The sequence below is a fragment of the Nocardiopsis sp. CNS-639 genome, from assembly GCF_000381685.1.
Lineage (GTDB): Bacteria > Actinomycetota > Actinomycetes > Streptosporangiales > Streptosporangiaceae > Nocardiopsis > Nocardiopsis dassonvillei.
This window is the reverse complement of record NZ_KB906856.1, coordinates 201,873-216,919: the sequence shown is the minus strand read 5'-3', so window position 1 is coordinate 216,919 and position 15,047 is coordinate 201,873. Positions and strand designations below refer to the sequence as shown.

At 72.6% G+C, this 15,047-nt stretch carries 14 protein-coding genes; 7 read left to right on the top strand and 7 right to left on the bottom strand.

Features of this window, described 5'->3' with window-relative positions:
* The first annotated feature begins 124 nt into the window (after positions 1–124).
* On the top strand, positions 125–2,380 hold the full coding sequence (locus G011_RS0106400; RefSeq protein WP_020722858.1) for a DUF2637 domain-containing protein: 2,256 nt from the start codon (positions 125–127) through the stop codon (positions 2,378–2,380).
* Between the two features lie 277 nt (positions 2,381–2,657).
* Here G011_RS0106400 and G011_RS0106395 read toward each other — a convergent pair whose 3' ends face one another.
* The gene (locus tag G011_RS0106395) at positions 2,658–3,461 is read right to left on the bottom strand and encodes an SDR family oxidoreductase (protein WP_026338080.1); all 804 of its coding nucleotides are present in this window, start codon (positions 3,459–3,461) and stop codon (positions 2,658–2,660) included.
* Positions 3,462–3,547: 86 nt separating this feature from the next.
* Between G011_RS0106395 and G011_RS0106390 the strand changes: the two genes are divergently transcribed.
* Positions 3,548–4,321 carry a helix-turn-helix transcriptional regulator gene (locus G011_RS0106390; RefSeq protein ID WP_013155313.1) on the top strand — a complete coding sequence of 258 codons (774 nt, stop codon included), beginning with the start codon at positions 3,548–3,550 and terminating at the stop codon, positions 4,319–4,321.
* A 16-nt stretch (positions 4,322–4,337) separates the two neighbouring features.
* On the opposite strand, the gene ispF is transcribed toward G011_RS0106390, so the two are convergent.
* The 3 genes from ispF to phoU form a co-directional block, all read right to left on the bottom strand.
* Entirely contained in the window at positions 4,338–4,808 is a 471-nt protein-coding gene (gene ispF, locus G011_RS0106385) for a 2-C-methyl-D-erythritol 2,4-cyclodiphosphate synthase (RefSeq protein ID WP_013155314.1), read from the bottom strand.
* Positions 4,809–4,841: 33 nt separating this feature from the next.
* Complete coding sequence (locus G011_RS0106380; RefSeq protein ID WP_013155315.1) at positions 4,842–5,324, bottom strand: CarD family transcriptional regulator; 483 nt, start codon at positions 5,322–5,324, stop codon at positions 4,842–4,844.
* 590 nt (positions 5,325–5,914) lie between these two features.
* On the bottom strand, positions 5,915–6,577 hold the full coding sequence (phoU, locus tag G011_RS0106375) for a phosphate signaling complex protein PhoU (RefSeq protein ID WP_013155316.1): 663 nt from the start codon (positions 6,575–6,577) through the stop codon (positions 5,915–5,917).
* Between the two features lie 124 nt (positions 6,578–6,701).
* On the opposite strand from phoU, the gene G011_RS0106370 reads away from it, so the two are divergent.
* Both G011_RS0106370 and G011_RS0106365 read left to right on the top strand, forming a co-directional pair.
* Positions 6,702–7,901: a cell wall metabolism sensor histidine kinase WalK gene (locus tag G011_RS0106370; protein ID WP_026338078.1), complete on the top strand. Its 1,200-nt coding sequence runs from the start codon at positions 6,702–6,704 to the stop codon at positions 7,899–7,901.
* Positions 7,898–8,593, top strand: a complete 696-nt coding sequence (locus G011_RS0106365; protein ID WP_013155318.1) for a response regulator transcription factor — start codon at positions 7,898–7,900, stop codon at positions 8,591–8,593. The genes G011_RS0106370 and G011_RS0106365 overlap by 4 nt, the downstream gene beginning before the upstream one ends.
* Positions 8,594–8,677: 84 nt before the next feature.
* Here the strand turns inward: G011_RS0106365 and dtd are convergent, their stop codons facing one another.
* The gene (gene dtd, locus G011_RS0106360; protein WP_019607743.1) at positions 8,678–9,103 is read right to left on the bottom strand and encodes a D-aminoacyl-tRNA deacylase; all 426 of its coding nucleotides are present in this window, start codon (positions 9,101–9,103) and stop codon (positions 8,678–8,680) included.
* Positions 9,104–9,132: 29 nt separating this feature from the next.
* Positions 9,133–10,974: a DUF2207 domain-containing protein gene (locus tag G011_RS0106355; protein WP_026338077.1), complete on the bottom strand. Its 1,842-nt coding sequence runs from the start codon at positions 10,972–10,974 to the stop codon at positions 9,133–9,135.
* 153 nt (positions 10,975–11,127) lie between these two features.
* Between G011_RS0106355 and G011_RS0106350 the strand changes: the two genes are divergently transcribed.
* Complete coding sequence (locus G011_RS0106350; protein WP_019607741.1) at positions 11,128–12,012, top strand: neutral zinc metallopeptidase; 885 nt, start codon at positions 11,128–11,130, stop codon at positions 12,010–12,012.
* A 75-nt stretch (positions 12,013–12,087) separates the two neighbouring features.
* A complete protein-coding gene (locus tag G011_RS0106345; RefSeq protein ID WP_026338075.1) occupies positions 12,088–13,083 on the top strand; it encodes a neutral zinc metallopeptidase in 996 nt (331 codons plus the stop codon).
* 215 nt (positions 13,084–13,298) lie between these two features.
* On the opposite strand, the gene G011_RS0106340 is transcribed toward G011_RS0106345, so the two are convergent.
* Positions 13,299–14,258, bottom strand: a complete 960-nt coding sequence (locus tag G011_RS0106340) for a hypothetical protein (protein ID WP_019607739.1) — start codon at positions 14,256–14,258, stop codon at positions 13,299–13,301.
* A 165-nt stretch (positions 14,259–14,423) separates the two neighbouring features.
* On the opposite strand from G011_RS0106340, the gene G011_RS0106335 reads away from it, so the two are divergent.
* Entirely contained in the window at positions 14,424–15,014 is a 591-nt protein-coding gene (locus G011_RS0106335; RefSeq protein WP_019607738.1) for a TetR/AcrR family transcriptional regulator, read from the top strand.
* Positions 15,015–15,047 lie beyond the last annotated feature (33 nt).

The following is a 15,047-nucleotide window of genomic DNA, read 5'->3' as shown; positions in this document are numbered from 1 at the left end:
AGCGCCACTCCCTGCATATTCCGACAGAACGACACAGAACACCCGGGGACGGCCCGTCTGGTAGCGACCATAATCGGCCGGAATCTCGTGTTCGCGGCACCGCCTGGACTACGCTGCGAAGGCGATGGCCCCTTACAACAACGCCCCCGAGTCAGGGACACGGAACGGTAGGCCCGCAGCAGGTCGCGGCGCGGGAGCCGGTGCTCTCGTCGGTGGCGGCCTGTTCGTCGGCCTCATCGCCCTGTGCGCCCTCGTCATCTCCTACAACGGCATCTTCCAGTTCGCCGAGTACGGCGGCCACGAGGGCAGCCCCCTCGCCCACGTGTTCCCGGTGACCTACACCCTGCTGCTGATGATGGCGTGCTGGGTGAGCTACCTGCTGCGCGGAGCGCCTCCGCGCGAGCGGCTCTGGGTCGACCTGGTGCTGATCCCGGTGCTGGTCCTGTTCGCCGCGACGGCGATGCTGATGAGCAGCCTGGAACTCGTCGAGCGGGTGCACCAGGGGGTCGCCAACGTGATCGTGGCGGTGGCGCCGCTCGCGGCGCTGCTGGTGGCCTTCCTGCTGTGGATGACCCTGCGCGCGCACATGCGCAGGCGTCGCCGCTCTCGGATGGCGAGGCCGCGTCCGGCGGACGACCCCACGACCGTGCTGCACGCCCGCACCGCGGTCCCCCCGCGCGGGGACACCGCTCCCCTGTCCGCCCCGGAGGGCGGCACGCTCCAGACGCGGCTGCTGCGCCTGGGCGCCGACGACCGGGACGAGGACGAGGAGGAGACCGAGGCGTTCGCGCCGGTCGGCCGTCCCGGCCGGGACGAGGACAGCTGGGACCAGGACCGCCGGGACGAGGGCCGCAGGGCAGGGGACGGCCGGGACGAGGACGGTTGGGACCAGGACCGCCGGGACGACGAGGACCCGGGGTCCGCCGGGGTCCCGGAGACCTCGGGAGGCTCCGGGGCGTTCGCGCGGTCGGAGGATTCCGAGGAGCGGCAGGAGCGGCGGGAGCACGGGAGGGTCCCCGAACCCGACGCCGCCTGGGACCGGGACGAGCCGGGCCGGGACGGGGACGGCTGGGACGACGAGGAGTTCGCCGCCGAGCCGCTGCCCGTGGCCGGGACCGACGCACCGCGTTCCTGCACCGGGAACGAGCGGGACAGCCGGGACGACTGGGACGACGGGGACGGGGTCGAGGCGTCCGTGGCGACGGTGCGCCTGCCCCGGCGCTCGCGGGACGGGCACAACCCGATCAAGCGGGCCGCCGAGGAGACCCCGGTGGTGCCCGGCGCGGCCGCACCCGCCGACGACGGACCGGAGCCGGAAACGGCGCCGGAGCCGGTCGCGGTGGTCCCCGACCACCTGGCCGACGAGGGTTTCGAGCACGAGCCGCCCTTCGGCGACCCGGTGTCGGACGAGGCCGACGCCCCGCCGGTGGCCGCGGAGCCCGAGCCGGAGCCGGAGCCGCACGTGGAACCCGAGCGCCGCGTGCGGCCGGAGCCGGAGACCGGGACCGTCACGGCCTTCGAGCCGGAGCCCGAACCGGCGGAGGAGCCCGCGGAACCCCGGCGGGAACCCGCTCCCGCCGTGGCGCCCGAGCCGGTGGCGGACGCACCGTCCGAGCCGGACCCCGTGGCGGGGACCGAGGACGCGCGGGCCGGGTCCGTACCGGAGTCCACGTCCGTGCCGGACTCGCGGAGTACGCCGTCCGGGCCGGAGCCCGGCACCGAGCCCGCGGCGGAAGCCGAACCCTCGGCGGAGCCCACCCCCGAGGACACAGCGCACTGGGAGCCGCCCGCGGACGACTCGGGCGCCCACGTCCTCGCGGACTACGTGCCGCCGGTGTGGACGCCGCCGGAGGACGACGCCTCCCCCTTCGCGGAGGAGCCCCGGGAGCCGGAGCCGACCCCCGTGCTGGACCACGACACCGGACCCACGGTGCGGGCGGCGTTCCGGATCGGCGAGGCCCCGGTGGAGGCGGCGCCCCCCTCGGACGCACCCGTGGAGCCCGCGCCGAGGCTGGAGGAGGCCTGGGCCTGGTACGAGTCCGACGAGGACCGGTTCCCTGAGAAGCATCCGCTCCCGGAGCCGGAACCACTCGGGGATCCCGAACCCTCCGCGACCGACGCCGACCTCCCGCCCGAGGCGGAGGAGCTTCCCCCGGCGGTCCGGGAGGAGGACGAGGACGGGCGGTTCCCCTCCTCCCCGGAGCCCCCGGCCGGGCCCGCGCCCGGTGCCGGGCGCCCCGCTCCGGAGCGGCGCAGACCCCACACACCGGTGGAGAAGCGCCCCATGGTGCTCAAGCCTCCGCGTCCGCCGCTGCCGGACTTCACGTCGGGTCCGCCCTCGCGGCGCGTGCGCAGCGAACCGCTCCGCCCGGACGAGTAGGAACGGCGGGTAGGCGCGCCCGGCGGACGGGTCGGGCAGACACCCGACGGGGCTGTGCACAGGTTGTGCACAGCCCCGAAGTCGTTCTGGTGCCCCCTGACCGCCACGGCCTAGCCTGAAGACAAGGGGGCCCTCGGAGACCACCGACACCGTGCTGCCCCGGATCACTCCGGCCCCTCCGGGCCCCGGACCCAAGCCCTCGAAGCCCACCAGGGAACGCCCGACGGCGGCACACCCGACCACGGCGCACCTCCCCCGCCACCGAGGGCGCCCGCCCTCAGATGATCTGCTCGGTCGGCAGGATCGTGATCTCGGTCAGGTTGACGTGCCTGGGCACGGACGCCACGAAGGAGACCGTCTCGGCGACGTCCTCGGACCGCAGCACGTCGATCTGCTCGATGAGGTCCGCCATGAGCTTCGAGGCGTCCGGGTCGGTGACGTGGTCGGGCAGCTCGGTGTCCACCATGCCGGGCTCGATGGTGCACACGCGGACCCGCTTGCGCCCCAGCTCCGTGCGCAGCAGCCGCGACAGCTGGGTGACGTAGGCCTTGGTCGCCGAGTAGACCTGGAACTTCTCCAGGACCCGCACCGCGGCGATCGAGGAGGTCGTGATCAGGTCGGCGGGCCGTCCCGCCGCGGCCGCGGCCTCCAACGAGCCGACGAAGGCCTGGATCGTGTTCATGACGCCGACCACGTTGGTGTTGAGCTGGGTGTCCCAGTCGTCCACCGCCAGGTCGGTGATCCCCGAGATGAGCTGGACCCCCGCGTTGGCGAAGACCAGGTCGACGGGGCCGAGCCCGTCCTCGATCCGCCGGGCGGCGGCCAGGACGGCCTCGCGGTCCGTGACGTCGGTCGGCAGCGCCAGGGCCGTGCCGCCGTTCGCGCGGATCCGCTCCTGGAGCGCTTCGAGCCGGTCGCCCCGGCGGGCGATCAGCGCGACCTTCGCTCCCAGCTCGGCGAACCGGAGCGCGGTCGCCTCGCCGATGCCGCTGGAGGCACCCGTGACGACGGCGACCCGGCCGGTGAGCGGTGTGCCGGAGACGACCTGTGCGGTGGGCTGAGTGTTCGCTGTGGTGTTCATGTCCACCATGCTCGGACCGCGGCGCCGGATGAGGGAGGCTGCGACGCGGCCCCCCTTCTCCGGCGCCCGGCTCCTAGACTCCACCCATGGCGAAGACGGAATTGGGCGAGTTCCTGCGCACTCGCCGCGCGAAGGTCACGCCGGACGCCCTCGGTCTCCCCTCGGGCGGCCACCGCCGGGTTCCGGGACTGCGGCGTGAGGAGGTCGCCCAGGACGCCGGGCTCAGCGTCGACTACTACCGGCGCCTCGAACAGGGCAGGGAACCCCGTCCCTCGGAGCCGGTGCTGGCGGCGCTGTCGGCGACCCTGCGGCTGAGCCGGGCCGAGGAGGGGCACCTGTACGCGCTCGCGGGTGTGGCGCGGCGGCTGGACGAGGAGGCGACGGTGCGCCCCGTCCCGACCGAGCTGCTCACCCTCCTCGACTCCTGGCAGGAGGCCGGGGCCATCGTGCTCGACCCCGTGCTCGACGTCATCGCCATGAACCACCGGGCGCGGGACCTGTTCCGCGGGTTCGCCGACACCGCGAACCTGCTGGAGATGGTCATGCTCGACCCCGAGGGGCCGCGGTTCTTCGTGGAGTGGGAGGCGGCGGCGGAGGCCACCGTGGCGAACCTGCGCGCCAGCGCCGACTTCAGCCGCACACCGGCGAGGCTCACCGAACTCCTAGAGACGCTCCGCAGCGGCAGCCCCGCGTTTCCCGGCCTCTGGGCCAGGCACGACGTACAGCCCAAGACCCACGAGACCAAACTGCTGCGCCACCCGGAGCGGGGACCGCTGACGGTGGACTTCCACGCCTTCAACGTCGCCAGCGCCCCCGGCTACCAGCTGCTCGTCTACCAGGAGCGCGGACGCGCGTCGTGACGGGGCCGCCCGGGCCTCAGCCCGCGGCCACGCACAGGGCCGTGGCCACGGCCGCGATGCCCTCTCCGCGGCCGGTGAGGCCCAGACCGTCGGTCGTGGTCGCCGAGATGCTCACGGGCGCTCCCACGACCTCCGAGAGCGTCTTTTCGGCCTCCGCGCGGCGCGGCGCGAACTTGGGGCGGTTGCTGATGATCTGGACGGCCACGTTGCCGATCTCGAAACCGGCCGCGCGCACGCGCGCCGCGGTCTCGGTGAGCAGGGCCGCTCCGGAGGCGCCTTTCCAGCGCGGTTCCGAAGTGCCGAAGTTGGATCCCAGATCGCCGAGTCCGCAGGCGGACAACAGCGCGTCACACGCCGCGTGGGCGGCGACATCACCGTCGGAATGGCCGCTGACGCCATCCTCTCCCGGCCATTCCAAACCGGCCAGAAAAAGGGTGCGCCCAGGAGAAAACGGGTGGACGTCCGTTCCGACGCCCACCCGAGGCATATTCGTCATCAATTACGTGATTTCAGAACCGGTTCAGGTAGTGAGAACCTCGTCGAGGAGGGCCTCGGCCTTGTCCTCGTTGGTCTTTTCCGCGAGGGCGAGTTCGCTGACGAGGATCTGCCGCGCCTTGGCCAGCATCCGCTTCTCGCCGGCGGACAGGCCGCGCTCCTTGTCCCGGCGCCAGAGGTCCCGAACCACCTCGGCGACCTTGTTCACGTCACCCGAGGCCAGCTTCTCCAGGTTGGCCTTGTAGCGCCTGGACCAGTTGGTGGGCTCCTCGGTGTGCGGCGCGCGAAGCACCTCGAAGACCTTGTCCAGGCCCTCCTGCCCCACCACGTCGCGAACGCCGACGTCCTCGGCATTCGCGGCGGGCACGCGCACCGTCAGATCGCCCTTGTCGACCCTCAGAACGAGGTAGATTCTGTCCTCGCCCTTAATGTTGCGCGTCTCGATCGCTTCAATACGAGCAGCCCCATGATGGGGGTAGACAACAGTGTCGCCGACCTTGAAAGCCATGTGACAGGTACCCCTTCCGCTACCACAAGGATACCACGAATCTGTGACTTAACGTACCTATTAGGTTTGCGAACACGCAGGTCAAGCCCCACTTTTCAGGGCTTGACAAAGTGTACCCGAGGCCTGCTGCGCACCTGGTCAGACCCTGTACGGAAGGGCTTGCGGACGCCGTGTCCGCCCCTTCACCGGAGCTTGGGAAGGGCGTTACGGACACGCCCGAGAAGCCTTCCGGGAGGGGCCGGAGCGACGGATCTCACGGTGCCGGGTCGACTGGCGCACGTCGCCCGCGAGAGCCCCCGACGACCCGCCGGAACGGCCGCCGCGGGGTCCGCCTCCGGCCGCCGCGCAGCCCGTTCGGGCCGGTCGGCCGCCCGTGTCCCCGGCCCGGCCCGGCACCGCGCGCTCCGGCGCGGCGCCGGGGGCACCCGCGGTTCGGACGCCCGAGGGGGACGCGTCCGCGTGGCGAAGAGACGGGCCCGGCCCGCGAGCGGCGTACGGCCGGCAGGTCCGGGCCCGCGCGACCGCCCTGGGCGTACGGAGTGACCGTCGAGGGGACCGCGGCCGACTTCCCGGAGGGGTCCTCTCCGGGCTCAGCCCTCGGGGTCGTAGTCCTCGCGCTTCTCCCCCGTCACCATGTAGACGAGGTTGTCGGCGACGTGCACCGCGTGGTCGCCGAAGCGCTCGTAGAACCGGCCGACCAGGGTGACGTCCATGGTGGCCTCCACCCCGTACTCCCACCCGGGGGCGAGGATGCGCTGCAGCAGCTTGCGCCGCAGCCGGTCCATCGTGTCGTCGTCCTTGTCCAGCTCCAGGGCGGTGTCGGGGTCGCGGTCCATGATGACCTCGCCCGCCTTGGTGACCAGCAGTTCCGCCTGGTGGCCCATCTCCAGCACGATCGACCGCACCGGCTTGGGGATCGCCGAGTCGGGGTGGCGGCGCCGCGCGATCTTGGCCAGGTGGACGGCGTGGTCGCCCATCCGCTCCAGGTCGCCGCGCATGTACAGGGAGGTGATGATGGTGCGCAGGTCGGAGGCGACCGGCTGCTGCCGGGCCATCAGGCTGAACGCGGTGTCCTCGATCTCCTGGTCGAGCCGGTTGATCTGCTCGTCACCGGAGATGACCTCCTGCGCCGCGTTGATGTCACTGTCCAGCAGCGCCGTGGTCGCACGAGCGACGGCGTGCCGGGCGAGCCGCGTCATCTCGACGAGGCGTTCACTCAGGCTGTCAAGGTCCTCGTGGTAGGTATCGCGCATGGCGTCAATGCTCCCAGTGGTTGATTGAAGAGTCGGCCAAGAGTTGGTGAACGATGCAAGAACCTCGGTTGTGTCGCATGCCCTGGCCGGGTAAAGCCCCAGCCAGCACGTTTACGATCGAATCGTGCAAGGGGAACTTCTCGCCGCGGTGACCGGCATCATCGGACTCGTCACGGGCGTCGTCATCGGCGTCCTGGCCGGTCCTTTCTTCCGTACGGGTACCGCCGCACGGCAGCGGCAGGCTCCGGAGCCCGCGAACCGCGATAGCGGCGTACTGCCCTCCGGCATAGCCGAGGTGCTCTCCGCGATCCCCTCCTCCGCCGTCGTGCTGGACTCCGCCGACAGGGTCCTGCGCGCCTCCTCCGCCGCACGCGCCTTCGGCATCGTGCGGGGCGAGGAACTGGTCATAGGCGAACTCCTCACCCTGGCCCGGCAGGTACGGCGGGACGGCGTCATCCGGGAGACGGACATCGAGGTCGCCGTGCGCAAGTTCGGCCCCGACGCCACGTCCTTCGCCGTGCGGGTGGCCCCCCTGGGAGGGACCGGGCTGGTGCTGGTGCTGGCCGAGGACCAGACCGAGCACCGACGCCTGGAGGCGGTCCGCCGCGACTTCGTCGCGAACATCTCGCACGAGCTGAAGACCCCGGTGGGCGCTTTGTCCCTGTTGGCGGAAACCGTACAGGACGCCAGTGACGACCCGGAAGCGGTGCGTCGCTTCACCGAGCGCATGCAGATCGAGGCCTCCCGGCTGACCGCGGTGATCCAGGACCTCATCACGCTCTCGCGCATCCAGGGCGCCGAGCCGATGGCCGAACCCGCCCGGGTCGACCTCGGCCCCGTCGTCGAGGAGGCGCTGGACTCGGTGCGCATGCCCGCGGACGCCAAGGGGATCGAGCTGGTCGGCAGCGGCGCCGAGGGCGTCGTGGTCATGGGCGACGAGGGGCTGCTGGGCACGGCCCTGCGCAACCTGGTCGCCAACGCCGTGGCCTACAGCCCCAAGAACACCCGGGTCGCCGTGTCCGTGGTGTTGTCCAGGTCCAGCGTGGACGTCAGCGTCGCCGACCAGGGCATAGGGATCCCGCAGCAGGACCTTGAAAGGATCTTCGAGCGGTTCTACCGTGTGGACGCCGCTCGGAGCCGGGCCACCGGAGGTACCGGTCTGGGCCTGGCGATCGTCAAGCACATCATGACCCACCACCGTGGAGAAGTGACCGTGTGGAGCAAGGAGGGGTCGGGGTCGACGTTCACTCTGCGTCTGCCCCGTTCCGAGAGCCGGGGGCCCGAGGCCGCCCGGAACACCGACCGTCAGGAGGCGGCACAGTGACGCGCGTACTCGTTGTCGAGGACGAGGAATCCTACAGCGACGCCCTGTCGTACATGCTGCGCAAGGAGGGCTTCGAGGTCGCCGTGGCGCCCACCGGGACCGTGGCGTTGGAGACCTTCGACCGTACCGGGGCCGACCTGGTGCTGCTGGACCTGATGCTGCCGGGGCTGTCGGGCACCGAGGTGTGCCGGACGCTGCGGCAGAAGTCCAACGTCCCCGTGATCATGCTCACCGCCAAGGACTCCGAGATCGACAAGGTCGTCGGTCTGGAGCTGGGCGCCGACGACTACGTGACCAAGCCCTTCTCCTCCCGCGAGCTCGTGGCCCGCATCCGCGCGGTGCTGCGCCGCCGGGGCGAGGACGAGGTCGTGCTGCCCGCCGCCCTGGAGGCCGGTCCCGTCCGCATGGACGTGGAGCGGCACGTGGTGACGGTGCGCGGCGACAACGTGCAGCTCCCCCTCAAGGAGTTCGAGCTGCTGGAGGTGCTCCTGCGCAACGCCGGGCGGGTGCTCACCAGGATGCAGCTCATCGACCGCGTGTGGGGCGCCGACTACGTCGGTGACACCAAGACCCTCGACGTGCACGTCAAGAGGCTGCGCGCCAAGATCGAGGAGGACCCCGGCAGCCCGCGCTACATCGTGACCGTCCGCGGTCTGGGCTACAAGTTCGAGCCGGTGACCGTCGACGTCTGAGGGGCACGGGATCTCTCCGGGGATTCCCCCTCCTGCGTCCTTCCCGTGTCCCGGGCCGTGGCGGCGTCCACAGCCCGGGCCCCGTCATACCTCCAGGACGACCGTGAACGGCCCCTCGTTGGTGAGGGAGACCGACATCTTCGCGCCGAACACCCCCGTGGCCACCACGGCGCCGAGTGAGCGCAGCTCCTCGACGACCGCGTCCACGAGGGGTTCGGCGACGGGGCCGGGCGCCGCGGCCTGCCAGGTGGGGCGGCGGCCCTTGCGCGCGTCGCCGTAGAGCGTGAACTGGCTGACGACGAGCAGCGGGGCGCCGGTGTCGGAGCACGACCGCTCGTCCTCCAGGATCCGCAGCGTCCACAGCTTCCTGGCGATCCTGGCCGCCTCGGCGGCGGTGTCGGTGTGGGTGACCCCCACCAGCGCCATCAGGCCCGGTTCGGTGACCTGCCCGACCACCTCGCCGTCCACCGTCACCGACGCGTGCGACACGCGCTGCACGACCGCGCGCATGGTGCCTCCCCCTCGTGGTCTGCGGCGGCCTACCGCCGCTGGAACTGGTTGAGCGCCCGCAGACGCCGGGCGTTGGTGATGATGCCGGTCAGCGTCACCACGAACGTGGTGATGGAGTCCGCGAAGTCCTCGATCCGCCACTCCCTCGGCCCCGTGTACCAGGCCAGGCCGTCACCGGTCAGCTCCTCGGGGGTCAGGTCGGTGAGCGCGGCCGAGGCCAGGATGTTGGCCCAGTGGTCGACGTCGTCGAAGATCACCGCGTAGGGCAGGTAGCGCGAGTACAGCTCCACCCGCTGCCCCGGGGGCGCGGTCGCCGAGCGCGGGCTCAGCAGGTAGTCGCGAAAGCCCACCGTGTGCGCGTACACCGAGCTGCCCAGGGCGGTCTTGGCGGGCATGTACTGCGCGCCCGCCGTGACGGCGGCGCCCGCGATGATGACGGCCAGCCCGGTGAACGCCGCGCTGGTGAAGACCGCCAGGACGCCGGTCAGGAGCACGCCCGCGGCCGTCACCGCCATGCCGACGGCGCTCCAGCGGCTGCGCACCTGGCTGGGCGAGCGGGCGAACCACTTCAGCCGCACCATGTCCCGGTACAGCTCCTCGCGCACGCGGTCGATGCGCGCCGGGAAGTCCGGGGAGGTGCGGGGTGAGCCGACCTGGGACAGGCGCACGGTCGGACGCCCGCCGAAGAGCGCGTCCAGCAGAAGCCACTCGTAGGAGCGGAGGGTGTCCTCCGGGGGGCCGTCCAGGCGCACCAGCCGCCAGTCCACGGACGTGAAGTGCTCGTGCGGCAGTTCCTCCAGGCGCACGTAGCCGCGCACCGCGAGGTCGACCACGGCACCGGTGAGGTCGGTGATGTCCACGGTCTCGTTGACGAGCGTGCCGATCTGTCCGGGGTGCACGTCGTCGGGCGGGGCGAACCGCAGGCGCCCGTGCTCGCCCTCGGCCACCGGGGCGTGGTCTCCGGCCGAGGCCTCGTCGCGCAGGGCGCGCTCGTCGCGGCCCCGGACGCGGATCAGCACCACCAGGCCGCCCAGGAGCACCGCCAGCAGCAGTCCGAACACGCTGGCGGTGGCCGGGGTGACCGCGAACGCGGAGGCCAGCGACCAGCGGCGGGTGAGGATGGGTTCGCCCTCGGCGGTGCCGGGCGGGTAGTTGACGACGATGTCGAGCCGGTCGCTGGGCTCCATGTCGGCCTGGAGGAAGTGGGCCACGCCCGCGTCGGCGCCCATGTCGGAGGCCGTGCAGTACATGGCGCTGCGCGGCTCCCCGGCCAGGCAGGACAGCGCCCCGGGCGGCAGGGGCGCGATGACGGTCACGTCGGTGGTCTCCACGGTGTGGCTGTAGGCGCCCACGGCCCGCCACTCCATCTGGACGCCCTGGGAGACCTCGCTCACGGTTCCGCTCACCCGGTAGGAGAGTACGACCCCGGAGGTGGCCTCGGTGGGGATCTCCACGGACAGGGAGCCGTCGTCCCTGCTCACCCGGGCGTCCAGGGCGTTGCCGTCCAGGTCGGTGGCCCGCACACCGGTGACCTCGAACTTCCGGTCGTACTCGGTGTCGTAGAGCATCGTCTCGGTCAGGGAGCGGGTGAAGGTGGCCGGGGCGCCGCCGGAGAAGGAGATGGTCTCCTCGCCGTGGAGGACGCCCGCGTGGTCGAGTTCGAGGCGGACGTCGTTGGTGATGACCGGGGCCGACCGGTCGCTGGCCGCCGCCACGGAGCCCCCCGGTACTGTGGGAGCCGGTGCCGCTGGCGTCGCGGCGTGGGCCTCCCCACCCGGCCACGCGACGACAAGTGCCGTGACCAGTGAGGACAACACGAAGACGGCCGTCGCGACCGCGACGGCCGGGCGCCAGGAGCCAACCCACCACATGTCGCGAGAGCCTATCCGGTCCCCCGGTGCACCGTTCCCCCCGGGCACGGCGGCCGACGTCGTGCCCAGGCGCCGCGGGGAGCCGCCGTGGTGAGCCGCAGACCCGTCCGGGGACCGGATTTCTGGCCCGAGGACCCCGGGTTCCTCCAGCGGATGGGCCTCGGGGTCACGCTCACGCTGGGCACCGGGGCGGCCGCGGTGGGGTTCACCGGTTTCCTGGCGATCTCCGCCGCCCTGCACCCCTCCGAGCCCGCGTGGTCGCACCCGGTGGCGTCCGCGGACCTGACGACGGGCGGGGCCTCGGCGGCCGAGGAGCCGCTGACCGCCTCCGGCCAGGGCGACCCGCTCACCGACAACCCGCTGTACCGGATCGGCGAGCTGGGCGAGATCACCTGCGAGGTGCCCGAGCTGGACGAGAAGGACGCGGAGTCGGTGGAGGCGTTCGTCCACGAGATCGCCGACTGCCTGGACACGGCGTGGGGCTCCTACTTCGCCGAGGCGGGGCTGGAGTTCACCTCCCCCAACCGCGTGTACTGGCACACCGCCGGGAACAGCCCGTGCGGCGCGTTCCCCAGCGAGGGCACCGCGGCCTTCTACTGCCAGGCCAACCAGGGCCTGTACCTGGGCGTGGAGGACATCGTGGCGGCCTCCGGCGGCAGCGACAAGCCCGAGGCGTACACGTTCCTGCTCAGCCACGAGTACGGGCACCACGTGCAGGGGCAGTCGCGCATCCTGGCGCGGTTCCACAGCGAGCGGGCGGGCGCCGACGAGGCGGAGGCCGACGAGCTGACCAGGCGCAACGAGCTCCAGGCCAACTGCCTGGGCGGGGTCTTCCTGGGCGCCTCGCGCGAGGACCTGGGCCTCGGCGGGTCCGAGCGGGAGAATATCCTCGACGACGTCGGGCTGCGCTCCGACTGGGGTGACGAGCACACCCACGGTTCGGCCGCCAACGGCCGCCTGTGGACGGCGCACGGCATGGACCGCAGGGATCCGGCCGCGTGCAACACGTGGAACGCTCCCGAGGAGCTGGTGCGGTGAGGCGCTCCGGGGGGCACGGTCAGGTGCCGGGCGGGTCCGGCCCGGCCACGGTGACGACAGGGCGGGCGGACAGGGGTGTACGCAGGGTTCGGTAGGTCGCCGGCGTCCGCGGCTCGCCGCGCCGACCGCCGGGTGTTCGGTCTGGTGACCGCCCTCATGGTGGTGCTGCTGGCGCTGGCGCTGTTGTCGTGGACCACCGCCGGCGAGGACGGCCCCCCGCCCGGGGCCGCGCCGGACGCGACCGTCCCGCAGACGGGCGCCGACTCCGACGACAAGCCCGGTCAGGCCCCCTCCGGCATGGCGGGCGGGCAGGGGCTGTCGGAGCGGTTCGGCGCCCAGGAGCGCCCGTCGGGGTACCAGGCCCTGGTCGCCAACCCGCTGTACGAGACCGGGCGGCTGAGCCCGCGCCCGTGTCCGGTGCCGGAGCTGGACGTGGAGGACCCCGAGTCGATGGAGGACTTCCTGCACACGGTCGCGGACTGCCTGGACGACGCCTGGCGGACCCAGTTCCTGCGCGCGGGCATCCCCTTCACCCCTCCGGAGCGGGTGTTCTGGGACGAACCCGGGATCAGCCCGTGCCGCGCCTACCCGTCGCGCGCGGGCGCGTTCTACTGCCGGGCGAGCACGAGCGTCTACATCGGCACCGCGGACGTGGTGGACAAGTGGAACGGCGCCACGGACAGCGTGGTGTACGCGTCCCTGCTGGCCCACGAGTACGGCCACCACGTGCAGGGGGAGTCGGGGCTGCTGGAGTACTATCACGGGCAGCGCCAGCTGGAGGACGGCGTGCTGGAGCGCAACGCGTGGACGCGCCGCGGCGAGCTCCAGGCGAACTGCCTGGCGGGCGTGTTCATGGGGTCGGTCCGGGTGAGCTACCCCCTGGACGAGGGGGACGTGGAGACGCTGCTGGACGACGCCGCCGCCACCGCCGACCGCGAGGACGGCGAGGAGGATGAGCGCACGCACGGGTCGGTGGACAACAGCGTGGCGTGGACCCGGACCGGTCTGGAGGAGCAGAGGCCGGGGGCGTGCAACACCTGGGACGTGGCGGACGAGTCGCTGGTGCACTGAGGAGGGTCCGCCCCGACGGCCGCACGAGGCCGTACGCGCCGCGCAGGAACGGGGCCGCGGACTGCGCCCTCCGGGCCCGGGCGGCTACGGCGGCCGGGGCCGCCGGGGCCCCGGCGCGCGTGATCCGCGCCCGGGCGGCCGACCACGCGCGCGTTCGACCCCACCTCGGCACGCACGGGTGCCGGGGCGGGACCCCGGGACGCGACCCGGTCGGCCTACCGGGACTCGACCCTTCCGAGCGGGTCGGGGCCGCCCGTCAGCGCGTCGCACGCCGCAGGCCAGGCGGGGTCCCCGGGGCGGAACCGGTCGCGCAGGTAGGCCCAGGTGAGCCGCTGGACCGCGGACACCCGCTCGGGGTTCTCGTCCGTGGTCTCGGCGACGTCGTACCCGGAGACCCCGCCGAGCCCGTGCTCCGCGCCGAACAGGGTGAACAGGGTCTTGGGGCCGGGGGCGAGGAGGTAGGGGTCGACGTGCCACTCCGGGCCGCGGACGGTCAGGTGGGCGGAGTCGTCCCTGTCCCCGGCGACCACGAGCGCGGGTGTGGTCATCGTGGAGAAGTCCGTGGTCAGGAAGAAGGGCCAGTCCCGGGCCGTGGATTCGGTGAGGGAGTCGCCGCCTCCGCCGGGCGCGGCGAGGAGCACGCCCGCCGTGATCCGGGGCTCGGACAGGTCCACCACCTTTCCGTCGTGCGGGTCGGTGAGCCGGGCGCCCAGCAGCAGGCTCGCGGTGTGCCCGCCCATCGAGTGCCCGGCCACGGCGACCCTGCTCCGGTCCAGGCGTCCGGAGAGCCCGGGGACGGCGGCCTCGATCTCGTCGAGCCGGTCCAGGACGCGCGTCATGTCCTCGGCCCGCGACCTCCAGTACAGCGGCGCCTCGGGGGTGTCGGGGTCCAGGTCCAGCGTCCTTGAACTCAGGTGGGTGGGCTGGATCACCGCGAATCCGTGGGCCGCCCAGAAGTTGGCGAGGGGCGCGTAGCCGTTCAGCGAGGACAGGTGGTGGGAGGGGCCGTGGCCGTGTGAGAGGAGGACGATCGGCAGCTCGCCGCCGGTCACGGGCACGGAGACCCGCACCTCCAGGTCCACTGCGCGGTCGGGGGTCGGCAGCACGACCGGACTGACCGAGAGGACGGGTGCGGCGGGGCTGACGGCGTCGGCCGTGCGCGTCGGTGCGCTCATGGTGCGTTTTCCCTTCGACGGCCCGCGCGGCCGGTCCTCTCGGATCGGCGGCGGGCAGGGCGGGCGGAAGTGTCCCGTCGCAGCTAGACTGCAAGCGGAGCGCTGTTCCTCTTAATATACGGAGCAGTGTTCCGTTTTGCAACGGCCACCGGAAGGAGAGCGTGTATGCCCAGCACAGGGGGGTCGGGAGAGGTACCGGCCCGCGGCAGGCGGGCCGACGCGGTGCGCAACCAGCAGAAGCTGCTCACCGCCGCCGCCGCGGTGTTCGTCACCTCCGGCGTCGACGCGCCGATCCGGGAGATCGCGGCCCGGGCGGGGGTCGGGATGGGGACGATCTACCGCCACTTCCCCACACGGGCGGACCTGGTCGTCGCCGTCTACCGCCACCAGGTCGAGGCCTGCGCCGAGGCCGGCCCGAGGCTGCTGGCCGAAGCCGCCTCCCCGTTCGCCGCGCTCCGCGCGTGGGTGGACCTGTTCGTCGACTTCCTGGTCACCAAGCACGGGCTGGCCGGTGCGATGCGGTCGGACAGCGGCGGTTTCGAGGCCCTGCACGCCTACTTCCTCGACCGTCTGGTGCCCGTCTGCACGCGGTTGCTCGACGCCGCGGTCGAGGCCGGGGAGATCGGGCCCGGCACGCGGGCCTACGAGCTGATGCGCGGGATCGGCAACCTCTGCGTCGGGAGCGACCCCCGCTACGACCCGCGCCGACTGGTCGAACTGCTCCTGCGGGGACTGCGGCAGCCACAGCCCTCATGACGTCGGCGGACAGCGCGTGCCGGCACCCGTGGG